The sequence below is a fragment of the Amycolatopsis sp. NPDC051716 genome (assembly GCF_040681595.1).
Taxonomy (GTDB): Bacteria; Actinomycetota; Actinomycetes; order Mycobacteriales; family Pseudonocardiaceae; genus Amycolatopsis.
Window position 1 is genome coordinate 239,588 of record NZ_JBFAZA010000010.1, and the last position, 24,051, is coordinate 263,638.

At 70.1% G+C, this 24,051-nt stretch carries 14 protein-coding genes; 6 read left to right on the plus strand and 8 right to left on the minus strand.

All coding sequences use genetic code 11. From position 1 onward, the window contains the following. Nucleotides 1-97 precede the first annotated feature (97 nt). The 3 genes from AB0M30_RS16545 to AB0M30_RS16555 all read left to right on the plus strand — a co-directional run bounded on the left by AB0M30_RS16545 (nucleotide 98) and on the right by AB0M30_RS16555 (nucleotide 2,416). Nucleotides 98-736: a DUF6801 domain-containing protein gene (locus AB0M30_RS16545; protein ID WP_364584829.1), complete on the plus strand. Its 639-nt coding sequence runs from the start codon at nucleotides 98-100 to the stop codon at nucleotides 734-736. An 86-nt stretch (nucleotides 737-822) separates the two neighbouring features. Continuing rightward, a complete protein-coding gene (locus tag AB0M30_RS16550; protein ID WP_364584831.1) occupies nucleotides 823-2,247 on the plus strand; it encodes a DUF6801 domain-containing protein in 1,425 nt (474 codons plus the stop codon). A 19-nt stretch (nucleotides 2,248-2,266) separates the two neighbouring features. After that, nucleotides 2,267-2,416, plus strand: a complete 150-nt coding sequence (locus AB0M30_RS16555) for a hypothetical protein (RefSeq protein WP_364584832.1) — start codon at nucleotides 2,267-2,269, stop codon at nucleotides 2,414-2,416. A gap of 163 nt (nucleotides 2,417-2,579) precedes the next feature. On the opposite strand, the gene AB0M30_RS16560 is transcribed toward AB0M30_RS16555, so the two are convergent. Genes AB0M30_RS16560 through AB0M30_RS16570 form a run of 3 tightly spaced genes read right to left on the minus strand, consistent with a single transcriptional unit; the run spans nucleotide 2,580 to nucleotide 14,643 of the window. Beyond that, the gene (locus AB0M30_RS16560) at nucleotides 2,580-3,026 is read right to left on the minus strand and encodes a hypothetical protein (RefSeq protein ID WP_364584833.1); all 447 of its coding nucleotides are present in this window, start codon (nucleotides 3,024-3,026) and stop codon (nucleotides 2,580-2,582) included. Continuing rightward, nucleotides 3,023-4,834 (minus strand): RHS repeat-associated core domain-containing protein, encoded by a 1,812-nt coding sequence (locus AB0M30_RS16565; RefSeq protein WP_364584835.1) that lies wholly within the window; start codon nucleotides 4,832-4,834, stop codon nucleotides 3,023-3,025. Before AB0M30_RS16565 ends, AB0M30_RS16560 begins: the two co-directional genes overlap by 4 nt. Next, nucleotides 4,831-14,643, minus strand: coding sequence for a LamG-like jellyroll fold domain-containing protein (locus tag AB0M30_RS16570; protein WP_364584837.1), 9,813 nt, complete (start codon nucleotides 14,641-14,643; stop codon nucleotides 4,831-4,833). The genes AB0M30_RS16565 and AB0M30_RS16570 overlap by 4 nt, the downstream gene beginning before the upstream one ends. A 163-nt stretch (nucleotides 14,644-14,806) precedes the next feature. On the opposite strand from AB0M30_RS16570, the gene AB0M30_RS16575 reads away from it, so the two are divergent. After that, the gene (locus AB0M30_RS16575; RefSeq protein WP_364584839.1) at nucleotides 14,807-15,313 is read left to right on the plus strand and encodes a hypothetical protein; all 507 of its coding nucleotides are present in this window, start codon (nucleotides 14,807-14,809) and stop codon (nucleotides 15,311-15,313) included. A gap of 93 nt (nucleotides 15,314-15,406) precedes the next feature. On the opposite strand, the gene AB0M30_RS16580 is transcribed toward AB0M30_RS16575, so the two are convergent. Continuing rightward, a complete protein-coding gene (locus AB0M30_RS16580) occupies nucleotides 15,407-16,690 on the minus strand; it encodes a helix-turn-helix domain-containing protein (RefSeq protein WP_364584841.1) in 1,284 nt (427 codons plus the stop codon). A 308-nt stretch (nucleotides 16,691-16,998) separates the two neighbouring features. Between AB0M30_RS16580 and AB0M30_RS16585 the strand changes: the two genes are divergently transcribed. Together AB0M30_RS16585 and AB0M30_RS16590 are read left to right on the plus strand one after the other, a co-directional pair. Beyond that, complete coding sequence (locus AB0M30_RS16585; RefSeq protein ID WP_364584843.1) at nucleotides 16,999-17,694, plus strand: hypothetical protein; 696 nt, start codon at nucleotides 16,999-17,001, stop codon at nucleotides 17,692-17,694. After that, nucleotides 17,691-18,065, plus strand: coding sequence for a GntR family transcriptional regulator (locus AB0M30_RS16590; RefSeq protein WP_364584845.1), 375 nt, complete (start codon nucleotides 17,691-17,693; stop codon nucleotides 18,063-18,065). Before AB0M30_RS16585 ends, AB0M30_RS16590 begins: the two co-directional genes overlap by 4 nt. A 4-nt stretch (nucleotides 18,066-18,069) precedes the next feature. Here AB0M30_RS16590 and AB0M30_RS16595 read toward each other — a convergent pair whose 3' ends face one another. The 4 genes from AB0M30_RS16595 to AB0M30_RS16610 form a co-directional block, all read right to left on the minus strand. Beyond that, nucleotides 18,070-18,852, minus strand: coding sequence for an arginase family protein (locus AB0M30_RS16595; RefSeq protein ID WP_364584847.1), 783 nt, complete (start codon nucleotides 18,850-18,852; stop codon nucleotides 18,070-18,072). Nucleotides 18,853-18,868: 16 nt separating this feature from the next. Then, on the minus strand, nucleotides 18,869-22,246 hold the full coding sequence (locus AB0M30_RS16600; protein ID WP_364584849.1) for a pyruvate carboxylase: 3,378 nt from the start codon (nucleotides 22,244-22,246) through the stop codon (nucleotides 18,869-18,871). A gap of 113 nt (nucleotides 22,247-22,359) precedes the next feature. Next, nucleotides 22,360-22,578, minus strand: a complete 219-nt coding sequence (locus AB0M30_RS16605) for a hypothetical protein (protein ID WP_364584851.1) — start codon at nucleotides 22,576-22,578, stop codon at nucleotides 22,360-22,362. A gap of 581 nt (nucleotides 22,579-23,159) precedes the next feature. Then, a complete protein-coding gene (locus tag AB0M30_RS16610) occupies nucleotides 23,160-24,044 on the minus strand; it encodes a S8 family peptidase (protein ID WP_364584913.1) in 885 nt (294 codons plus the stop codon). Nucleotides 24,045-24,051 lie beyond the last annotated feature (7 nt).

The following is a 24,051-nucleotide window of genomic DNA, read 5'->3' on the forward strand; positions in this document are numbered from 1 at the left end:
TCGGGGCAATGGGGGCGGGCGAACGTGATCGGAGAGCAACGACGGCGAGCAATCGATCAGCCAAAGCCGAGACTGTACTGAATCAAAGGAGATGGGTATGTCCCGACTCAGCAGGCTGTCCGCCGGAATCGCGACCACCGCTACCGCCGTCGGCGCCATCGCGGTGCTCACCGCCGGCACCGCGGCCGCCGCCACGGTCACCTACACCGCCGGCGGCACCACGCCCCTGACCTACACCTGCACCTTCCCCGGCGTCTCGCCGCAGCCGGTCCTCGTCACCTCGCACCTGGACGCCGAGGACTCCGTCGCGGCAGGCGGCACCCTCACCCCGGCCAACGTGGGCGGCTCCGCGACGATCAGCGCCGGTGTCCACGCGCTGCTCACCGCGGTCGGCTACGACGGCATCCAGGGCACCGCCGACGTGTCGGTGACGGCGGCGTCGGGCACGCTGTCGGCGCCGGCGGCCACCGGGCTCGACATCCCGTCGACCATCTACCCGGCCGGCGGCCCGATCACGGTGAACATCTCGCAGGTCGCGACGTCCAGCGTCCCGACCTACACCGCGCCGGCGACGCCGGGCACCGACACGCTGTCGATGGGCAACACCGTCACGGCGAACGTGCAGTTCCACAAGAAGTCGAACAACACCTGGACGCCGTGGACGATGAGCTGCACCCTGAAGGTCATCAACCCGCCGCAGAACGCCGCGTTCAGCCCGAGCATCACCGTCAACTGACACCGGTCCCGGTGCGGGTTTCCTCGCGAGAGGGGCCCGCACCGGGTTTCCGTCTTCCGCACCACCGAACACACCCAGGGAAACCGATGCCCCGTCGAGTCCGGCCCCGCTCCGTCACGGTGACCGCGCTGGCGGCCGCCGGCCTGCTGTCCGCGGCGAACGGCGCACTGACCGGGGTCGGTTCGGCCGCCCCCGCCCCCGCGGCCCCGCCGGAGAAGACGGCGACGACGTCGGTCTCGGTGACCTGTCCCTTCGCCGACCCGCTCGGCTCGCGCAAGCTCACCGTCGTCACGTCGGCGACCCTGCCCACCCAGCCGAAGAGCGGCACTTCGGCGACGATCGGCAAGTACTCGGTGCAGTTGAGCCTCCCCCGCGACGTCGCGCTGGCGCTCCTGCCCACCGGCGCCACCTCCGGTTCGCTGCAGGGCGCGGTGCAGCTCGACCTCACGGTGCACCAGGGCGACCGCTCGGACAAGCTCCCGGTCCCCCTCACCGTGGCGCCGACGCCACTGCCGGAAACCGGCGACGTCACCCTCACCGCGACCGGCGACGTGCCGGAGATCGCGATCAACACCATCGGGGCCGTCGTCTTCGACGTCACCGCGCCGACACTCGCGTTGACCGCCGTCCCCGCGCCCGACGCGGCCGCCACCCCCGACGCGACGGCCACGCCCGCCGCCCCGCCGGCGCCGCCGATCGCGTGCACCCTCGACCCCGATCAGCAGGCGACGCTGGGCACGGTCCTCGTCCAGCCGACGGCGACGCCGGGTTCCGAGCAGAAGGCCGCGCTCGGTGCGGCTGCCGCGCTGGAAGACGACCCACCGCCCGCGAACGAATACACCGTGCCGCTCGGCCTCATCACCATCTTCACGACGTCGACCATCAAGAAGCTGGGCGCGACGGTCGTGTCCGACCCCGCCCTCCTGATCAACGGGTTCTTCTCGGTGGACCTCGACACCACCGAGTCCCGGGTCTCCGGGTCCGCGGTGTTCAAGCCGGCGACCGCCACGTTCCTCGCCTTCGGGTTCGTGCCGGTGACCGCGACCGTCGAGTTCCTGCCGCACGACTACCGCAACAGCAAGATGATCGAAGTCGGCGGCGGCCTGTACACCGGCGACGACAACGAGATCTGGCTGACCACCCAGCTGTTCGTGATGGGCCGGGTGAGCAACGTGAAGATCAACGGCGTCCCGTTCGACGTCGGCCCCGACTGCGTGACGGAACACGACATCGAACTCCACGTCAGCGGTCACTACGACCCCTTCGCCACCGGCCACATCAAGGACCCGAACTTCAAGCTGCCCGGATTCCGTGACTGCGGCTCCGGCGGACAGGACCTGAGCCCGCTGCTCACCGGCATGAGCTCGGGCGACGGCAACGAGGCCAAAATCGACACGTACAACCTGAACGGGTGCACCGAGCCCGACCACACCAAGTGCCCGAAAGACACCCTTCCGCCCGAGCAGGACTCGCCGGCCGCGGCGGCGAAGGCGGCCGCGAAACCGAGGTAAACCGAGTCGAGGGGGAACGATGAGGATCGGAACGGCGCTCGCAGCGGCGGCACTGCTCGTCACGGGCGTGGCGACGGGAACCGCAGCCGCGACGACGGTGACGACACAGACCGGCGTGCTGACCTACACCGGCACGGTCCCGGGCTTCACACGGCAAGCCACGACATAGCCCGCCCGACTGGACGTCACCGACCCCACCCGCGAGCAGCCGTTCACGGTGGTGCCCTCCGCGCGCAAGTCTTCCCGAGCGACTTGCGCGCGTTGCTGCGCGACTACTCTACCGGTCACCGACTCGGACACGATCTCTTCGTACCCGGTAGGCCACCAATTGACTAGCTCCATTCACTACTTGTTTCTTCTATGTCAATTCCAAGGCATACAATTTCATAGTGTCCGTGTTCGTCGAAACCGATCCGATAATGGTGCAAATCAGCGTCTTTTGCACCGGGCAGCCATTCGCCTTCTGGTGCAATATTTCGATACCAACCCTTGCCGAGGATCCGCTCTTTGAGTTGCGAATCGACGATCTCGATCAACGCAAGTGCGGAATCTTCCGAATTGGATTCAAAATAGGCGATTTTGGATTCGATGAATCGATACTCGAACACTTCGGCGAACGTCAGCCTGGTCGTCGGCCCTGGTCCGGTCCCGCTCCACGCGGCGCAGGGGAACTCCATGATCAAGGTGGGCAGGTTGTTCGGTCGTGCGGCAATGGCAACCCGAGGAGCGGATGTATATCGGGTGCGTGTTTCATCGCCTCCGACGCGTCGGTGAGTCATGGCGCCTCCCCTGGGATGTAGATCACGCCTGGCCGCCGTGGATCGCCATAGTCGATCGTCAAATCACGTTGGGACGGCGTGACAGGTATCCGGACAGACGGCAGTGTATCTCCGAGCGGGTTCCCTTCCCTCAGCCGATCGAGTATGTCCCTGTCAACGCTTCCGTCTTGTATCGCCCGAGCGATCTCCTCGGGCGTGATCAGGATTCGCAGGTTGGTCGGGCGCAGACCGGCCAGACTGAGCACCGCAAGACTCCTATTGTTGTTGGTGACAAGTTCACCACTTTCGAGGTGCCTGAACGCGACTACGTGGAACTGGTCCGGAGATAACCGGCCGTTCATGAGATCACTTGCCACATCGTAGATGTTGCGGTTCCGCAGGTAGTCGGGCGCACTTGGTTTTCCGGAATATTCCGGACTGATTCTGGCCTGTCCGAACAGGATCCTTTCCGGGCCGTCGTTCGTGACAGCGGCCGAGGAATCGGCGAGGCTTCGGCCGGCGGCGCCTGCGAGCGCTTCGCCGGGGATGATGCCGAGTGCTGCCGCTGCGCAGTCGGTGATGGTGTCGCAGTCGTGGAGGCCGATGATGCTGTTGCCGATGTTGAACAGGTCCAGCGGCGACGGTGGCTTCGGCAGGTGCGGGCCACCGGGCGAGTCGGTCAGGCCGAGGGCTTCGCCCACGGCCAGCCCTCCGCTGGTGAGTGTCCCCAGGTCCTCCGGCTGGTATTGGGTCAGCTCGTCGGCCGGCAGCGCGAGCGCGGTGACGACGGAGATCAGCTGCGCGATCGACGCCGCGATCCCGGAACCGGAACCCAGGATCGGGTCGAACGGGTGCGGCTGGGGCTTCTTCGCGTAGTCGGTCGGCGTCGGCGGTGGTGGCGGCCGCGGCACGTACGGGCGGGCGCGGACGGTGGACGCCACGTGTCCGCCGGCTCCGGCTTGGATACCAGTGATGACGGGCAGGGGACGGACGGGCACCTCCACGGTGGGGATGCCGGTGGTGTCTCCGCCCGCCCAGTCCGGGTTGCTGATGTCGGACACGACCTGCGCGGCCAAGCCGCCCCAGATCCCGGCGGCGGCTCCCCAGCCCGCGCCCTGCCAGGCTCCGACGCCCGCGCCGCCGACACAGCCGAGCTCGATGGTCGCGAGGCACCCGATCAGGGCCCCGCCGACGAGGCCGATCGCCCCGCCGACGATGCAACCCCAGCACGTGTGGCCGGTCGGGTCGGTTCCGTTGACCGGGTTCCCGTTGGCGTAGGCGTACGGGTTGGCGTTGGCGCTGGACGGGTTGGGGCTGTTCGAAACCGTGTCGCGGCTGCCGAACTGCCCGTTGTCGCTGTCGTACCAGCGGGCGCCCATGTTGACGCGGCCCGAGGTCCCGTCGGTGTAGCCGGATTGGTAGCCGAGGTCGAACTGGGTGCCCGCGCGTGCGGTCGGCTTGCCGAGCGGGTCGAACGTCGTCGAGCCCGCCAGCGCGGTTCCGCCGGGCGTACTGCTGCCGACGAGGTCGTCGTGCCGGTCGGTGAGGGTGATCAGCGCGCTGCCGGCCTTGGCGGCGGCGTGCCCGCCGCCATCGGCGTGGTGGCTGTAGGTCGTGTCGCCTTCGGACGCGACGGTGGCGCCGAGACCGCTGTAGGCGAATTTCGTGGTGCCGTGGGCGACGAGCCGGCCGAGGGCGTCGTAGCTGCTGTCGCCGGCAAGCTCCTGGTCGAACGCGTCGGACGGCAGGTCGGCGCGGGTACCGCGGGCGGTGTAGCCGTAGGTCCGGGTTCCGTCGTTCACGAGCTGGTCACGGGCGTTGTAGGTCAACGTCCGGGAGCCGATCGTCGGCGGTTGCCCGCGGCGTCGTAGCCGTAGGCCGTGCTCGCGGTTCCGTTGTCCCAAGTGGACAGCCGGCCCGCCTGGTCGTAGGTGTAGGCGTTCGCCGAGGAGCCGGCGAACCCGGTGGTGGTCTTGCCGGTCTCCCGGTCGGCGAGGTCATAGTCGTAGGTGATCGAGCCGGCCGCCGTCCCGGTGCTCGTCTTCCAGGTGTCGGTCTTGAGGCGGTGCAGGGCGTCGTAGGTGAACGCCCGGGTGTTGTTCCCGGTCCCGTAGTCGATCCCGGCGAGCTGGTTCAGCTTCGTGTAGCTGTAGGTCCCCACGACCTGCGCGAGCGGGTCGGTCAGGGTCGCCGGGCGGCCGGCCTTGTCGTAGGTGTAGGCCGTGGTTCCGGCGGCGTCGGTGCGGCTGGTGGTGCGGCCGTCCGCGTCGTAGCCGAACGACGCCTTCCCGGACGGCCCGTCGGTGCCGGTGAGCAGCCCGCGGTCGTCGTAGGTGAAGGTGTTCGTGCCGCCGGGCGCGGACGCCGAGGTCAGCCGGCCGGCGGTGTCGTAGCCGAACTCCCGGTCGGGGGTGTCGACACCGGCGCCGCTGCCGGTTTCCCGTTTCAGGTTGCCGACGACGTCGTAGGTCCGGGTCTGCCGGACCCCGCCGGGCTTCGTGATTTTCGCTGGCCGTCCCGCGGCGTCGTAGCCGGTGGTGGAGGTGCGGTCCGCGAGCGCCGGGAAGGCCGGCGTGCCGGGGTCGACCTGGGATTCCGGCAGGCCCCACGCGTTGTAGGTGCTGATCCACGGATTGCCGTTGCCGTCGGTGTAGCGGGTCCGGTTGCCCGCCGCGTCGTACCCGTAGGTCGTGGCAATGCTCGAAGTGGCTGACGCGTGTTCGAGCTGGCTGACGAGCCGGTTCGCCGGGTCGTAGCCGAACTCCGTGGTCACGCCGGTGGCGTCGGTGATCGAAGTGCGGTTGCCGACCGCGTCGTAGCCGGTGCTGGTGGTCCGCAGCACCGCGCCGGTGCTGTCGGACTCGCTGAGCTTGGTCAGGTGGCCCGCGGCGTCGTAGCCGCGGCTGACCTTGCTGCCGTCGGGCGCGACGGTCGCCACCAGCCGGCCGTTGGCGTAGGAGTTGGTGGTCGTGTTCCCCGCGCCGTCGACCACGGTCAGCTGCTCGCCCGCGTTGTCGAACGTGCCCTTCGTCAGCACCCCGGCCGGCGTGGTCACCGTGGCGAGATCGCCTTGCCCGTTGTAACCGTACGTCGTCGTGTACGCCGCGCCGGTCTGCCGGACGACCTGGGTGCTCGTCAGCTTCCGGCCCAGGTAGTCATAGGTGAGCTGGTTCTGCGCCCCCGTCGGGTCGGTGGCCGCGGTGAGTTCGCCGTCGGCGTTGTAGACGTAGGTCCACTCACCGCCCGCCGGGTCGGTCCGCTTCACCGGCTTTCCGAGCTGGTCGTACGTGAACCCGGTCTGGTTGCCAAGCGGATCGGTCACCGTCGCGGGCAGGCCCAGCTGGTTGTAGGTGGTCACCGTGACCGCGTTGACCGGCGCCGTGGCTCCCGGCGCGGTGTAGGACTGCCTGGCGACCGAAGCCGGGCGGCCGGCCGGGTCGTACCCGGTCGTCGTGATGTTGCCGGTCGGGTCCTGTGTCTCGGTGACGTCGCCGAAGGTGTCGTAGCCGGTCACCGTCCGCGGCCGCGTCGGCGTCGCGGCTCCGCCCGCGACCTCGGTGTTGACCATCGGAGCCAGGACCGACGCGAGCCGGCCGGCTTCGTCGTTTTCGTACGTGGTGGTGTACGCGGCTTTCGAAGCACCCGGCGCGTTGCCCCGGGCGTCGGTCATGGACGTCGTGAGACCGCGCTGATCGACGGTCCAGGTGGTGGTCTGCGTCGTCGTCGGGTGCAGGAGGTTCCCGCCCGCGTACAACGTGCCGATCTGGTCCGCGGTGAGGACCTGCTGGAACACCTTCACGCCCGAGACGCGCCCGTCCAGCCATTCCGAACGGACCTTGGCACTCATCCCCGCCCCGATGACGAGCTTCCCCTCGTACGAAGTGGACGCCGTGTACGGGACCGAACCCGCGAGCTGGCCGTTCACGTAGAGGCTCAGGCGGTGCGCGTCCGCGTCGTAGGCACCCGTGAGGTGGGTCCAGACGCCGGCCACCGGGGTGGTCGCGGACACCGCGCTGGTGAGCGCCGCCCCGGCGGTGTCCGCAACCGGCGCGGTGAGGGCCCACTTCTTCGCCGTGGCGTCGTACCGGAGCGCGAAGGCGGAGAGCGTCGCCCCGTCCTGGGAGACGATGGTCTGCGACTTCGCCGTCGTGTCCAGCTTCGCCCAGGCAGCCACGGTGTAGCTCTTCGTGTGGCCGAACCCGGTGAGCAGCTTGCTTTGGATGGCCCCCGAGGCACCGTCGAACTGCGCGGCACCGCCGTGTTCCGCGGACCAGCTGACCTCGCCGCTGGGCGTGGCTGCCGCGCCTGCCCCCGAGGGGGCGGCCGCGTCGGCGGAACCGTCGGCGAGGCGCCAGTACCCGGCCAGGCCACGCTGCCCCGGTCCGGTACTGGAAGACGTGCGCACGAGATCCTTGACTTCGCTGTCACCCAGCGCCCGGGAGTAGACCCGGACGTTGCTCATCTTGCCGTTGGTGAAAGCGTCCGCCTGGCCGTTGGCGAAGCCCCGCCCGATGAGGAAGGCCCCCTTGGCCGCGAACGGCGTGGTGTCGGTGACGGTCGACTGGAGTTCGCCGTTCACATAGAGCGACATCTTGCCGCTCGGGCGGTCGTAGACGCCGACCAGGTGCCTCCAGAAGTCTCCGCCGGCCGAACTACCCGACACGTAACCCTGCGCCGAAACAACCGGTGCATTCGGAGTATCGGTCAGGGCCCTCGTGAACGCCCACTTGCCGGTCGATCCCTGGTACTCGAGCGCAAACCCGGGCTGCTGGGCGCCTTGCTGAGCGGCGAAAGTCTGGGAGCGAGCGCCGAGCTCCTCCGGTCGTACCCACAGCGACACCGAGAACGAACCGGTGGTGTCGACCACCGGCCCGGCGGTGCTCGCCTGCCCGGTGACACCGTCGAACCGGACGGAGCCCATGGCGTCGTAGGCGTCCGAGTAGTAATCCGTCGCCCTCCAGGACGCGCCACCGGACAACGTCGCGGGGTTGTTGAACCCGACCTGCGCGGAGCGGCTCGTGAACAGCGTCGCACCCGACGGGCTGGTGACAACCAGTTCACCCCGTGCCGTCAGCGAAGCTGTGGAACCGGGGTTGCCCCAGGTTTGGGTATGCCACAGCGCGGTCTTGAACGTCGGATCGCTGTAGATCACGATGTTCCCGTCGGTCTGCAGGCAGAGCACGGCGTTCGGGCTCTTGCCGCCGGTCCCCGAACTCCAGATCGGAACGTTGTCGCTGTTGCGGTAGAGCACGAGGTTGCCGTCGTTCTGCCAGGCAAGGCGGGCGGCCTGCCCGTTCCAGACCTTGCTCGCCGACGCGGGGTACCAGGCGCCGTCCAGCGGAAGCGGGGTCGCCGGGCCGGCGGTCACGCCGGCGAAACCGTCCGCCGCCGTCGTCGTCGTGCCGTCGGCGAGGTCCCACTGCGCGAGCAACGCGGCGTCCGCCGCCTGCGCGGGCAGCGCCTGCTGGACCGTCTCGCTCGTCTTGCGGCCGAGCGGATCGTAGGTGTAGCCGATGTTCGTGCCGTTGACCGAAGGCGACTGCTCGTCCGTGGACGAGACGGTGACCGGGTGGTCGTCCGGGTCGTAGGTCAGCTTGGTGACCGAGTTGCGCGGCTGCGGGACCGGGATAGTGCCGATCTTGGCGGAGTCGTACTGCGTCGTGGCCGTGGTGACCCGGTTGGCCGCGTCGAACCGGTATCGGGTGAACAGGCCCTGGAACAAGGCCTGAGGGCCGTACTGGCAGTTGTTGCGGCACACCGTGATGTTGTTGCCGGCCGAGTCGTACTCGTAGGTGGCTTCCTTGAACCCCGTCTTCCCGGTGACCGGGTCCGGGTGGGACTTCGACTGCAGCTTGCCGTCGTCGTAGTACCGGTAGTTCGTGACCCGCCCCATGGCGTCCGTGGTGGACGCGAGCCGGCCCGCCGGGTCGTAGGCGAGGGACTGGGTGACCAGGTCGCGGGTGGAGCCGTCGGCGGCCTTGTACCCGCGCAGCGTGGTCGTCGCGAGGTGACCGTCCGCCAGGTACTCGTAGGCGGTGGTGGTCCCCGCCGGGTCCGTGAGCGACGTGCGATGACCGAGGACGTCGTAGGTGTACTTCGTTTCGGCACCGGCCGGATCGGTCGTCGAAACCACCCGGTTCGAGTCGTCGTAACCGGTTTTCGTCGTCCGGGCCGCGTCGCCGCCGGTCGTGTCGGCGACGACCTGCTGGACGATGTTGCCGTCCCGGTCGTAGCTCGTGGTCGTCTTGGCGGTGTGCACCGCGCCGGTGACCCGGTCGGTGACGCCGGGCGCGGTCACGGTCGTCTGGCGGCCGGCCGCGTCGTAGGACAGGGCCGTGACCAGACCCGCCGGGTAGCTGTCACTGGTCTGCTTGGAGGTCAGTGCCCGGCCGAGACCGTCGTAGGTGAAGCTCGTGACGAGGCCGGTCGCGTCGGTGACGCCGGCGAGATCCCCGTTCGAAAAGTAGCGGTAGCTCGTCGTCGCACCGCCCGGCGTGGTCGTCTTCGCCGGGAGCGCGGGTGGCGCCGCTCCGCCGTCGATGCTCGGGAACGCCGTCGTCCCGTCGGTGTAGACGGTGCTGGTGGTCTGGCCGGCCGGAGCTCCGTCGACCGCGGGCCCGGCAGTGGAGAGCAGGTTTCCGTTGACGTCGTAGGTGTAGCGGGTCGCGTACCGGGCGTCGGTGGCGTCGGTGGACCGCCCGTTCCGGAAACTGGTCACCACGTCGTTGCGCGGGTCCGGCTGCAGGGAAGTCGAGGTGTCGTCCGGGAAGTAGGTGTAGTAGGCGGTCGAGCACTTCGAACTCCAGAAGTCCTGGCACGTCGTCCGGGAAACCTCGTTGCCGCGGACGTCGTGGCCGGTGATCACCTGGACCCCGTTGGGGTCGGTGACGGTGTGGAGGAATCCGCCGGTGTCGTAGCCGTAGGAAGTCGTGTGGTTCAGCACGTCGCTCGAGCTGACCAGGCGGCCGCCGTTGTACGGGTCGTAGGTGTAGTTCTGGGGGTTTCCGGCCGGGTCCTCGACGGCGACGCTGAGCGTCGGCGAGGCGTGGGACAGCGAATTGCCGTACGCCTTGACGTGGTGGACGACGTCGTCGGAACTCAGCTCGTGCCGGTAGATGGCGACTTCGGCGAGGCTGCCGGTGAAGTAGCTGGGGTGCCCGAGCGTGCTCGTTCCCTGCTGCGGTGCGGCGGGCCACTGGTTCCCGATGAACCCGGCACCGGCATAGATGTATTCACTGGCATCGGAATTGTAATAGTCCAACGTGCCGACCGAGGTGCCGTCCAGGTACAGGGTTTGGAGTGCCCCGTCGACCGACAGGACAGCGTGGTGCCACTTCCCGTCGGTGACCGTGGACTTGCTCTGCAGCGTGAGAACGTTGTTCCCGAAGTCAGAGGCATGCGCGCCGTGGAGCTTGTTGTCGGTCCCCACGTAGAGCGCCGGGGTGTAATCGTCGTAGGTGGCACTCGGAGTCCCCGTGATCGGCTGCTCCGAGTAGGAAAACAGCACTCCGCTGGTCTTCGTGGAGAACCAGAGCTCGATCGCGAACGGCCCATTGGGGATGACCGAAGTCCATCCGGAAACCTGCTTGGGGTCTTCGTTCGCCGGCAGCTGGACGTAACTGCTGGTGCCGTTGAACGACGCGGCGGTGCTGTCGTTCCGCCCGAACGGCCCCTCGACGCCGAGCGTGGCGTCGGTGTAGGTCCCCGTCTGGGTGTCCGTCTCACCGGCGGCCGTCGTGCCCGCGCTGTCACCGAGCCGCCAGTACCCGTACGGCGCCGCGCCCAGGACGGTGGACCGGTAGATCTCCGAAGTCCCCGACACCGTCGGGCCGCCCACGTGCCACGTCCCGGCGTTCTGGTCGGTGAGCTCGACGAGCCGGTCCGCCCGCGTGTCGTAGCGGGCAGAAGCCGCGGTCTTGCCCGAGGGGAGCGTCGTTCCGGTCAGCAGCGCCGCCGGATTGGCGGCGCCGTCGTACTGGGAGGCGATCTGGACGGCCGACAGCGGCTTCGGGTAGACCGCCACGTCGGCGATCGAGCCGTGGAAGTGGGACCACGTGTTGCCGCCGGGAGCGGCGGGCCAGCCGTTCGAGTTGAACACGCCCGCACCGACGATCGTGTACGGGTCGACGTTGAAGATGGTGCCGGATTCCGTGCCGATCGGCTTGCCGTCGAGGTAGAGCGCCTGGGCGCCGGCCGAACCGGTGAGCGTGACCTGGTGCCACCTGCCGTCGTTGACCGGGGCGGCCGAGGCCATGCCGGCCATCGTGGTGTCCCAGAAGTGGCCGTGCAGCTTGTCGTCCGTGCCGATGTAGAGCACCGGCATGGCACCGCCGTTCGGGTTCGCGGTGTTCGCCGGGTCGTTCCCGGTGGCCAGCAGCATCTGCGCGGTCCCGGACGAAGTCGTGGAGAACCACAGCTGGACGGTCAGGAACGCCACGCCCTTGATCTGGTCCTGGGGCAGCTGGACGAAGGACTGGGTGCCGTCGAACTCCGCGGCGGTCGCGGTGGGATTGAGCCCCGGTTTTCCGAACGCGACGTTCACCCGCCGTGCGGTGTCTTCGCCTTCGTTCTGGAGCACCTCGCTCACGGCCTGCTCGGCACCGGGCTGGTCCGCCAGCCGCCAGAAGGCCGAGGGCTCGGCGTCGAGGACGACGGACCTGTCGTGGGCACCCGCCTGGTAGGTGTACCCGGTGCATTCCGGCCCCGGACGGCACGCCGAACTCAGCTGGTCGGCGGTGTACTGGTAGGTGACAGCCGACGCCGGGTTTCCGGCACCGACCGGGTCCGTGGCCACGACGCTGACGTGGGCGGCACGCGCACCGGCCGGGGTCGTCCAGGTGAGGTGGAGCGCGCGGTGCGAAGTCGTGTTGGTCACGGTCGTCAGCCGCCCGCCGGCGTAGGTGAACAGCTCCTGGTGCCCGGGCCGGTCGGTGATCGACGCGATCGGGAACGCGACCGCGCCCGCCGATCCCGTGAACACGTAGGTGGTGCCGAGCTTGTCGACCAGCGTGTATCCCGTGGTACCGGTCGGTGTGAGGGTGGCGTACCGGCCCTGCGGCGCGGTGAACGTGCCGTCGGCGTTGCGGCCGAACCGGACGGCCTGCCCGTTCGGGTAGGTGACCACCACGTTGCCGGTTCCGTCCGCGTCTGGGACGGCCTGCATGTCGAACACCGACCACCACCCGGCTCCGAACGCTCCGGGCGTCCGCGGGTCGAGGCTGTTGTAGGTGCGTTCCACGCCGAGCTTCAGACCTGCCCCTGGCACGGTCAGATCGGTCGCGGCCGTGGTGTAGTTGCCGATCTCGGGGTCGAATCCGCGTTGGTCGGAGTTCTGCGCGAGATGGGAAGTGATGACCGGCTGCCCGACGACCGTGGTGAACCACGAAGGTGCGCTCGGGTAGCTCGCCTGGATGCCGTCGTAGGCCTCGGCTATCCAGTAGTAGCTCTGATTGTAGGCGAGCTTGCCCGCAGGCACGGTCCACGCGCTGATGCCGGCGGGCAGCCAACCGGACGCAGTGCAGCCATCGGGCCACTTCGCGGTGGCCGGGCAGACCCAGAACCCGTAGGTCACCGGGTCCTTGTAGTTGTCCGGGTCGTGGCCGGTCGCGCTGAACGTCGGGGTGAGCGTGCCTTCGGTGACATTGGACGGCGGCGACTGGCGGTCGATCTGCGGCGCGATGTCGGCGGGCGTGTAGTCGAAGGTTTCGGTCGGGGCGAACCAGCTGCTGAAGGACGAGCCGTCCGGCGCCACCATGTCCAGCACCACGCGCAACGGGGTCCCCGGGGGCTGGTGGGCGATCGTGATCGGAATGGTCACCGACTGCTGCGGCGCGACGGTTCCCGGCACGGCCGCGGTGCCCTGGGAGAGGAAGGCGCCGGTGTCGGCGTTCGTCTGCGTGTAGCGCAGCTGGTAGCCGTTGCCCGACGTCCACGCGGCATTTCCCCAGTTCTGGACGGGGACCTGCAGCACGCCGTCGGTCGCGGCGGTGGGCGTGGTGCTCCAGGAGAGGTTTTCCGGCCATTTGACGCCGTACGGGCTGAAGTCCACCGACAGGTACGGCTTGTTGGCCGACGTGCTGGACGCCAGCTGCTTCCAGCTCGACGCCGAGTGGCCGTCGGCGCTGAGGCTCAAGCCGTAGACACCGCCGCCGTGCGCCCAGGAGTCGAACGCCGACGGGTCGAGACCGATCGTGGCCCAGTTGAAGCTGCCCGTTTTCCCGCCGGAGCATTTGGGAGAGCTGGCGAAGGACTTCGACCCCAGCACTGAACCGAACAACGGGCTGTCGGCGTTGACCCCGTCGGGGTACCACTGTTTGGGGATCGACCAGACTTTCACCTCCTGCGGGGTGCAGGACTGGTCGAAGGCGTCGTAAACGGAAAGCCACGCGCCCCGGATGAAGTCGTTGGCGAACGTGCCGGCGAAGTTGTCGAACTTGAGCGCTGCTCCCGCGGCATGCGCTCCGTGGTCGTAGGAGCCCACGTTCAAGAGGGGGGACGCTGAGTGGTTGGTCCAGTCGGTGTTGATGACGTAGGTGGACGCGGTGCTCGTCAGCGTCGTCGGATCGACCACGACGGGGAACTTGCGCGCGGGATCGTGCAGCCACTGCGCGTCCAGGTCGACCTGGAGGGCCGGGCCACCGTTGCTCGTGGTCAGGCGGTAGGTGACGCCGCTGGACCAGGCACCTTCGTTCGACCGCGGGTCGACGGCGGAGTCCATCATCGATCCGTGGGGGATGCGCACGCGCTCCGCGCCCGACTGATCGGTGAAGACCACGTCACCGGACGCGGCGACCGACGGCGTGAGCCCTTGCACGGTCAGGGGGAACACCCACGACGTCGGTGCCGCGGACGACCGCAGCACCAGGGATTCCTTGATACCCGATTCCACGGTCTGCAGCTGCACGTCGGAGTCGGGCCGCACCAGCCGGTAGGTCGCGGAGTCGCCGGAGACCTGCGGCACGGCGGGGGCCGCCCCGGCCACGCCGAACGCAACCCGCTGCCCGGTGCCCACGGCCAGTGAGCCGAGTGCGGCATCGGCCGCGTTCGGGGCCAGCTGGGCGTCCTGCGAGTCGGCTTTCTTGGTCCAGCGCCCGTTTCCGGCCCGCGTCAGCGTGTTGTCGATCGGCGCCCAGCGGCGGTCCGGGCGGAAGTACTGGACGCGGCCGGCCGAAATCTTCGCCGTGCTGGTGCGATCGGGATTGTCGTAGACCAGGGTGTGCTCGTCACCCGCGTTCGCCCGCAGGGAGCTGCGAGCTGCGTCGAAACTGCTCTCGCCCTTGCCCGGCGGCGTGGACGTACCCGCAGCGGTCACCGCCGCGGTATCCGACGAGAGCCGCGGCGCGGCTTCCCGCTGGTGTGCGGTGGCGGCCTGGAGCTGGTGCGGCGCAACCCCGGGCGCGTGTCCCTGGACACCGTCGGGCGCCTTGGTGTCCGCGGCCGACGCTGTGTGCCCTCGTCCCGCAGCCGAGCCGGCGAGCTGGCCGGGTGTGGCGATGTCCCGCGCGGTCACGGTGGCCGAGTACCGCCAGGTGGCCTCGGTCGCCTGGGCGGCCGACTGTCCGAACCCGACGGCCATGGCGACCGTGAAGGCGACAACGGGAACACAGTGCTTGGCGATCCGCCCAGGGCGCACCAGCATGACCACTCCCCCTCGTGGCTGCGGCGATCAAACCGACCGTCAATACAGCACAGTCGAAACCGGGCAGTCAATCGACAAAACCCGGCAAATAGTATTTTTATCATCATTGAACAGTTTTTCCCACCGCCCACGAACGTCCCGTGGCACCGTTAAGCTGCTTTGCATGCCCACAGCTCTCACCACCACTCCGCCACGAAGTGGACGACGAATCGCCATCATTGCTGCGTTCGGAGCAAGTGCATTGGGAATTCTGGCCGCAGTCCTTTTACTCAACACCGAACCGGACCATCCGGACGTATCGTCCCATTTCAAGACATGCTTGCTCACCTCGGCGAACAGCCCCGACACCGACCTCGTCTGGCGGAGCGTTCAAGCCTCGACCGGCGCCGGCTCGATCAACGCACAGAAGCTCGTCGTCCCGAACGACGCCACCACCGAAGCCGGCCCTTATTTCGCCAGCCTCATCGCGTCACAATGCCGGCTCATTGTCGCCGACGGGCAGACCTTTTCCGCCGACCTTCAGGCCGTCGCATCGACCAATCCCGCAACGAAGTTCGTCAACGTCGGAACGCCCGTGAACCTGCCCAACGTTCGCAACATTCCTTCTCCGGTAACCGAACCGAGCCGGATAACCGAAGAAGTACTGGCAGCACAACGCGCAGCCGGCTGAACCCGATCGGTCTGGAACCACCATCCGGTGAACTCCAGTTGATCCCGGTTGCCCATTGAACGGGCCTTCGGGCGTGGCGGCCGACCACCTCGGCTACGGCGCCATCCACTGTGGACGCGAACCGCCCGAGCGCGGGGACGGCAGCAGCTCGCTCACCGGGTACCGCAACGGCATCGGCGCCGCCCCCGCCCGCAACGCCAGCTCCATCTCGAAGCGGGCCGCCGGGTCGCGGAGGCTCTCGCCGAAGGTCGCCTGCAGCTGGCGCATGCGGTAGCGGACCGTCTGCGGGTGGACGCCCAGGCGCTCGGCGATCTCCACCACGTTGCCCTGGCTGTCCAGCCACGCCCGCAGCGTCTCCAGCAGCCGCTCCTGCTGCTTGCCCGTCATCTCCGCCAGCGGCGCGAACAGGCGCTGCCGCAGCGTGCCGACCAGGCCCGTGTCGGAGTTGACCAGCAGCGTCGCCAGGTGCTCCTCCGCGCGCAGCACCGGGCGCGCCGCCAGGACGCCGCGCTCGGCCAGCTGCAGCGCGTTCCGGGCCCAGCGCAGGGAATCCGCCACCGAAGCGAGCGGGACGCACGGGCCGATCGCCAAGCGGCAGTCCGGCAGCGCCACCTGCAGCGCCGCCAGCCGGGCGCCGCTCAGCTCACCCGGGACGACCAGCTTCGGGTCCGGCGTGTCGAGTTCGGCGAGGACGTCCGCGTCCAGCCCGGCGTGCCGGCGGGCCGGGGCGACGCCACTGGCCGGGCAGACCGCCACCGGCGTCGCGTCCACCGGCACCGGCCAGCCGATCAGCTGGGCCAGCTCGGCAATCGCTTTCGGGGACGCGGGCGGCGTCTCGAGGATCAGGTGGAGCAGCTTGCGGCGCCAGGTGTCCAGCGCTCCCGCCGTGCGCGCCTTCGCCTCGAGGTAGCCGTCGAGCGCGACGGAGGCGAGCTCGTCCATGAACGCCAGCATGGCGTCGGCCAGCTGGGACATCACCGCCGAGGAAAGGCCGCTGCGCCGCCCGACGCGCATGATGCGCCGCCACGACACCCGCGCGCCGACGCGGTAGGCCGACTGCAGCGTGTCGAGGCTGCGGCCCTCGCGCATTTCGTTCTGCCCCAGCCGGTGGTGCACCTCGTGAGACTGTTCCTTCGACACCGTCGGGTCCGCGATCTGCGCGACGAACAGCGTGATCGCGTATTCGACGCCGGCCCGGATCGACTTGCCGTAGGGCCCGTCAAGCGGGCGCGCGTAGGCCGGGATGGTCGCGCGGATCTCTTCGACGATTTCGGCGGCGAGGCTGGCCAGCTCGGGGCGCAGGATGTCGGCGAGCTTGCGCGGTAGAGCGGCGGGTGGCGGCGGCGCAGCGTGATCGAATCCGCGCTCCACCGACATCGCAGCTCCTTCGCTCCGCCCCGGACACCGGTCGCGGGCACCTCGCGGCCGGGCACCCGTGCCTGTTGCCCGGATGACAACCGACACATCGAAAAACTAACGCCAAACGTGTCACACCCGTGAAGGAAAACCGATTTCTTGTCATCACGGTGATAATTTCACGAGGTTCGGCTGCGATGAGCTGACAAGTGTCCCGCCGACTGCCCCTGGGCGTGCGTACGAACGGACGAACCTCCAACGACCGGCCCGCGCTGCGGTTACGCCGGTATCTTGTATCGTGTGGTTGATACAAGCTGAGGAGGAACCGCATGCCGTGGGACAACGTGCTCGGGGTTGCCGTGATCTTGGGGCTGTTCGGCCTGGCCATCTTGATCGTGCTCTGGCCGGGCAAGAAGCACGGAAAGCGCTTGCTGGTGCGGTGGGGTATCGCCGACCCCGACGCCGGGGAGGTCGAGCTCGCCGTCCGCTACCTCAAGCGGCGCCGGCTCTGGTACCCGTGGCTGTTCCTCGCGATCCCGCCGCTGCTCGACGACCGAGGGCTGGGCTCGATCCTCACCACGCTGTTGCTGGGCGGCCTGATCGCCGAGCTGCTGGCACAGCGGCCGTCCCGCGGTCCGCGCCGCGAAGCCGATCTGGCGCCGCGGACGCTGCTGGGGATCGTCCCGGCGTGGATCCTGGTGCTCGGCGCGCTGGCGGCCGCGGGATCGCTGCTGCACCTGGGGCTGACCGCGCAGTGGAAGCTGCTCGCGGTGGCCGCGGGCACGGTGGTGGTCAGCGCGGCGATCACGCTGCTGGCGGTGCGCCGCCCGGCGGTCGGAGCCCCGCGCGCCGATCTGGCGCTGCGCTGCCGCAGCGCGCGCGTGGCGGTCGGCCTGGGCATCGGCGCCTGCACGGCGGTCGGCTGGCCGGCGGGCGACTTGGTCTCGTTCCTGGCGGTCGTGGCGGGCTTGGCGGCGTTCCTGGCGGTGACGGCCCCGGCGAAACGCCTGCCGGCGGCGGCGTGAAGATCGTCGTCGACACCGAGAACGGCGTGCCGCCGTGGCGGCAGGTGCACGACCAGGTGATCCGGGCGGTGACGGCGGGAGCCCTGCCCGAAGGGGCCCGGCTGCCGCCGATCCGCCAGCTGGCCCGCGACCTGGGGCTGGCGTCGGGAACGGTGGCCCGGGCCTACCGCGAGCTGGAGGCGGCGGGCTGGGTGGCCACGGCCGGCGCCCGCGGCACGGTGGTGACGCTCCCCTCGGGCCGTCCGGACCGCGCGGCCCTCCTGGCCGCGGCGGCGGCGGAATTCGCGTCCCAGGCCCAGGACCTCGGCGCGGACGAGGCGGCGGCGATGGCAGCGGTCCGCGCCGCCTACGCACCGGACCGGAGCCGGTGAAAGCTCAGCCGAGCAGGCGGCCGATCGCCGCCACCACCGGTTCCAGGACCTCGACCTCGCGCGGTGTCCCCACGCACTCCGTGATCCCCGCGCCGACCACCTCGAACCGGGCCAGCTCGGCCAGCTCCGACACGAGCCGCGCGATCGTCCAGCCGTCCGGCTCCGGGTAGTTCAGCCCGGCGAACTCGGCCGGGTCCAGCACGTCCAGATCCACGTGCACGTACAGCTTCTCCACGCCCGTCAAAGCCGCCACGGAAGTCACCGCCAGCCCCCGCGCAACCGCCGCCCGTTCCTCCGGGTCGAACGCCCGCGTCCCGGCGAGGACCACGTTCCCCGGGGTCAGCGCCGGGTTCGCCGCGAACTCCGGGTCGCCCTCGCCGAACAGGGACCGCAGCACCATGCCGTGGAACGCGCCCGACGGCGACGACTCCGCCGTGTTCAGGTCCGGGTGGGCGTCGAACCACGCGACGCCCAGCCCGGGCCCGTGGCGGAAGCGGGCCACGCCGATCGGCACCAGCTCGACTCCGCAGTCGCCGCCGATCGTCAGGACCGGGCCGCCCGGTGCCTCCAGGGCCGCCAGCTGGGCCGCGCGGTTCGCGCCGGTCAGCTCGGCCCGGGACGCGATCCCACCGTCCACTTCGGACACCGAACGGGTCTGCCGGACGTGGTGCACCGGCCGGCCGAGCACGTGCCCGGCCAGCTCGGACAGGGCCACGCAGCCGTCCGGCAGCTCCGCCGCGCGCGGTCCCAGCGCGCCCTGCCGTTGCGGTACCGCGTTGATCAGCATCCGCCGAGCGTATCGCTCACTCGAGGACCAGCAGAAGGTCACCGCCCTCGACCTGCTGCACCGCGGTGATCGCCCGCCGGGCCACCTTGCCGCCGGCCGACGCCGTGATGGAGGCCTCCATCTTCATCGCCTCGATCGTCGCCACCGTCGCCCCGGCTTCGACCGTGTCGCCCTCGGCGACCTGCAGCGTGACCACGCCCGCGAACGGGGCCGCGACCTGCTTCGGGTTGCCCTTCTCGGCCTTCTCCGTCGCCGGGATGTCCGAGGCGATCGAGCGGTCGCGGATCTGGATCGGCCGCAACTGGCCGTTCAGCGTCGACATCACCGTGCGCACGCCGCGCTCGTCGGCCTCGCCGATCGCCTCCAGCTCGATGAGCAGCCGCACGCCCGGCTCGAGGTCCACCGGGTACTCCTCCCCCGGCCGCAGCCCGTAGAAGAAGTCCTTGCTCGGCAGCACCGACGTGTCGCCGTAGGCCTCGCGGTGCGCCTCGAACTCCTTCGTCGGCCCGGGGAACAGCAGCCGGTTGAGCGTCCGGCGGGGGTGCTCGGCCAGCGCCGTCCGGTCCTCTTCGGACAGTTCGGCGACCGGCTTCGCGGCGGCCCGGCCCTCCAGGGCCTTGGTGCGGAACGGCTCCGGCCAGCCACCCGGCGGGTCGCCGAGCTCGCCGCGCAGGAAGCCGATCACCGAGTCGGGGATGTCGAACTTGTTCGGCTCCGCCTCGAAGTCGGCCGGCGAGACGCCCGCGCCGACCAGGTGCAGCGCGAGGTCGCCGACGACCTTGGACGACGGCGTCACCTTCACCAGGTGGCCGAGGATCTTGTCCGCGGCGGCGTACATCGCCTCGATGTCCTCGAACCGGTCGCCCAGGCCGAGCGCGATGGCCTGGGTGCGCAGGTTCGACAGCTGCCCGCCGGGGATCTCGTGGTCGTAGACGCGCCCGGTCGGCGACGCCAGCCCGGCCTCGAACGGCGCGTAGATCTTGCGCACGCTCTCCCAGTACGGCTCCAGGTCGCCGATCGCCCGCAGGTCGAGCCCGGTGGTGCGGGCGGAGTGGTCGGTGGCCGCCACGATCGACGACAGCGACGGCTGCGACGTCGTGCCCGCCATCGACGACACCGCGCCGTCGACGGCGTCCGCGCCCGCGTTGATCGCCGCGAGGTAGGTGGCCAGCTGGCCGCCCGCGGTGTCGTGGGTGTGGATGTGCACCGGCAGGTCGAACTCCTTGCGCAGCGCGGTGACCAGCTTGGTCGCCGCGGGCGCGCGCAGCAGCCCGGCCATGTCCTTGATCGCCAGGACGTGCGCCCCGGCGCCGACGATCTGCTCGGCCAGCTTGAGGTAGTAGTCGAGCGTGTAGAGCTTCTCGCCCGGGTCGGACAGGTCCGAGGTGTAGCAGAGCGCCACCTCGGCGACGGCGGACCCGGTCTCGCGCACCGCTTCGATGGCCGGGCGCATCTGCTCGACGTCGTTGAGCGCGTCGAAGATCCGGAAGATGTCGATGCCGGTCTTCGTGGCCTCCTGGACGAAGGCGTTCGTCACCTCGGTCGGGTACGGCGTGTACCCGACGGTGTTGCGCCCCCGCAGCAGCATCTGGAGGCAGATGTTCGGCACGGCCTCGCGCAGCGCGGCGAGGCGCTCCCACGGGTCCTCGGCGAGGAACCGCAGCGCGACGTCGTAGGTCGCGCCGCCCCAGCACTCCAGCGAAAGCAGCTGCGGGAGCGTGTTCGCGACGACCGGCGCCACCGCGAGGAGGTCCTTCGACCGGACGCGGGTGGCGAGCAGCGACTGGTGCGCGTCACGGAACGTCGTGTCGGTGACGCCGATGTGCGGCGACTCCCGCAGCCAGCGCGCGAACCCGGCCGGGCCCAGCTCGGCGAGCTTCTGCTTCGAGCCCGGCGCCGGCTGGGCGTCCTTCGGGAGCTTCGGCAGCTTGACCGTGGCGTCCGGCGTCTTCGGGCGCTCGCCGTGCGGCTTGTTGACCGTCTGGTCGGCGAGGTAGGTCAGCAGGCGCGTGCCGCGGTCGGCGGACTGCCGCGCGGTGAGCAGCTGCGGGCGCTCCTCGATGAACGACGTCGTGACGCGCCCGGCGCGGAAGTCCGGGTCGTCGAGGACGGCCTGCAGGAACGGGATGTTCGTGGCGACGCCGCGGATCCGGAACTCGGCGACGGCGCGGCGCGCGCGGCCGACGGCGGTCTTGAAGTCCCGTCCGCGGCAGGTGAGCTTCACCAGCAGCGAGTCGAAGTGGGCGCTGATCTCGGTGCCGGAGAAGGCGGTGCCGCCGTCGAGCCGGATGCCGGAGCCGCCCGGCGAGCGGTAGGCGGAGATCATCCCGGTGTCCGGGCGGAAGCCGTTGGCCGGGTCCTCGGTGGTGATGCGGCACTGCAGCGCGGCGCCGCGCAGGTAGATCTTGTCCTGGCTCAGGCCGAGGTCGTCGAGGGTCTCGCCGGAGGCGATCCGCAGCTGCGACTGCACGAGGTCGACGTCGGTGACCTCTTCGGTGACCGTGTGCTCGACCTGGATGCGCGGGTTCATCTCGATGAAGACGTGGTTGCCCTGCTTGTCGAGCAGGAACTCGACGGTGCCGGCGTTGCGGTAGCCGATCTTCTTCGCGAACTTGACGGCGTCGGCGCAGATGCGGTCGCGCAGCTCGGGGTCGAGGTTCGGCGCCGGGGCCAGCTCGACGACCTTCTGGTGGCGCCGCTGCACCGAGCAGTCGCGCTCGTAGAGGTGGATGATGTTGCCGGCGCCGTCGGCGAGGATCTGTACCTCGATGTGCCGCGGCTCGACGACGGCCTTCTCGAGGAAGACGGTCGGGTCGCCGAAGGCGGACTCGGCCTCGCGCGCGGCGGCCTCGATGGACTCGCGCAGCACGGCGGGGTCCTCGACGCGGCGCATGCCGCGCCCGCCACCGCCGGCGACCGCCTTGACGAAGACGGGGAAGCCCAGCTCCTCGGCCGCGGCGACGAGCGCGTCGACGTCACTCGAGGGTTCGGACGACCCGAGCACGGGCACGCCGGCCTCGCGCGCGGCCTTCACCGCGCGGGCCTTGTTACCGGTGAGTTCGAGAATGTCGGCGCTCGGCCCGACGAAGGTGATCCCCGCTTCCTCGCACGCGCGCGCGAGATCGGGGTTCTCCGAGAGGAAGCCGTAACCGGGGTAGACGGCATCGGCCCCGGCTTTTTCGGCGGCGGCGACGATCTCGTCGACCGAGAGGTAGGCGCGCACGGGGTGACCGGGTTCGCCGATCTCGTACGCCTCGTCGGCCTTCAGGCGGTGCAGCGAGTTGCGGTCTTCGTGCGGAAACACGGCAACCGTGCCGGCACCGAGTTCGTAGCCGGCGCGGAACGCCCGGATCGCGATCTCCCCGCGGTTGGCCACCAGAACCTTGCGGAACATGCCCGGTCCTTCCCTCTTGGATCGGTAAGTCAACGCACGTTACCCGGTTCTTCCCGCTCTGCGGGAGTTCAGTCCCGGGTGATGGACATCATGCGGACCGGGAGGTTCACCGGTCACCCCTGGTGGCAGTCCTCGACGACACCTCGGCGCACGTGGAGGCGGATGCGGTTCGGGCGCAGGTCCAGCGTGACCGCCGAGGATTTCCCGAGGTCGATGACTTGCACCTGGAAGCCGTCACGCTCGCAGCGTTCCCTGGCGTCCTCGGCCTTTCGGCCGACCAGCTCGGCCAGGTCGAACGTCGGCGGGCGTGGCTCGAGCGGGAATCCGGGCATGGCACACCTCCTCCGGGACCGCTTTCTCTTGCGCGACCAGCTTCCCCGAGCCGGGCCCTGGTCGCCAGACGGCGCGTGGCGCAACCGACCGGGCCGTGGCTGCCTGCCCACCGACGGCCCCAGAGCAGGGCCCACCCTCCCGGGGGGTCCGTCCCGTCTCCAGCCTATCGGGCCCCACTGACACATAGGCCGGAAAAGCCGCAGATCGGGCACGGCGTCCACACCCCGGCTGCGTTGTGGACAACCGCCTCCCAGTGGCGTTCGCCGGGGCCTCCGGCCTGGAGCAGATTACGAGCCATAACCGGGGGGCGAGGGTGGGTTGAGCTGCGGTTTCCCTGGGCAGGGCGCGGCGTGGCAGGCGAGGGGGCAGGCTGCACGCGCGGGCGGCGCACCGAGGATGGCAAGACCGCCCCGCGGAGGACCTCACGGGCGACAACCGGCCTCTCAGCCCCCCGGCGGCGCGCCCCTCAGCCTCCCGGCGGCGCGCCCCTCAGCCCCCCGGCACCGCGCCCCTCAGCCCCCCGGCACCGCGCCCCTCAGCCCCCCGGCACCGCGCCCCTCAGCCCCCGGCACCGCGCCCCTCAGCCCCCCGGCACCGCGTACAGCAGCCGGTTGGCCGTCCCGTCCGGAACCCCCTTGAGCACATCCGGCGTCGCCGCGCGGATCAGGGCCTCGTCCACCTGGGCCGGGGTGTCGCCGGGGTGCTGCGCGCGGTACAGCGCCGCCACGCCGGCCGCGAACGCCGCCGCCATCGAGGTGCCCGATTCCGGGCCCGCGCCCGTGCCGCCCGCGATCGGGGTCGGGATGTCGCTGCCCGGGGCGTACAGGTCGACGTCCTGGCCGGAGTTCGACGTCTTGTCCGGACGGTCCTGGGCGTCGGAGGCCGCGACCGTCAGCGCCTCCGGCACCCGGCCCGGCGAGAAGCCGCTCGCGTCGGCCGTCTCGCTGCCGGCCGGCACGGCGATCGGCACCACCGTCGCCAGGCGCTTGACCGCGGCGTCGAGCTGGTCGTTCGGCACCCCGCCGATGCCCAGCACGGCGACCGCGGGCTGCTGGGCGTTCTGCGCGACCCAGTCGATCCCCGCGATGATCTGGTCGGTCGCGCCGCCGCCGTCTTTGTCGAGCACCCGCACCGGCACGATCTGCGCGCCCTTCGCGACGCCGTAGTCCTTGCCCGCGGCGATGCCCGCGAGGCGGGTGCCGTGGCCGTTGAGGTCGGTGGTGTCGGAGCCGCCGTTCAGGAAGTCCCGCCCGGGCGCGACGCGGCCCTGGAAGTCCGGGTGCTTCGCGTCGACGCCGCTGTCGATCACGTAGATCGTGACGCCCGAGGCGTCGCTCGCGTAGTGGTAGGCGTGGTCGAGGCCGGTCCGCTGGTCGATCCGGTCCAGCCCCCAGCTGGGCGGATCGGGCTGCACCCCACCGGTCGAGACCGGCCCGGCGAGCACGGCCACGGCCGCGAGAAGCATCCTCATG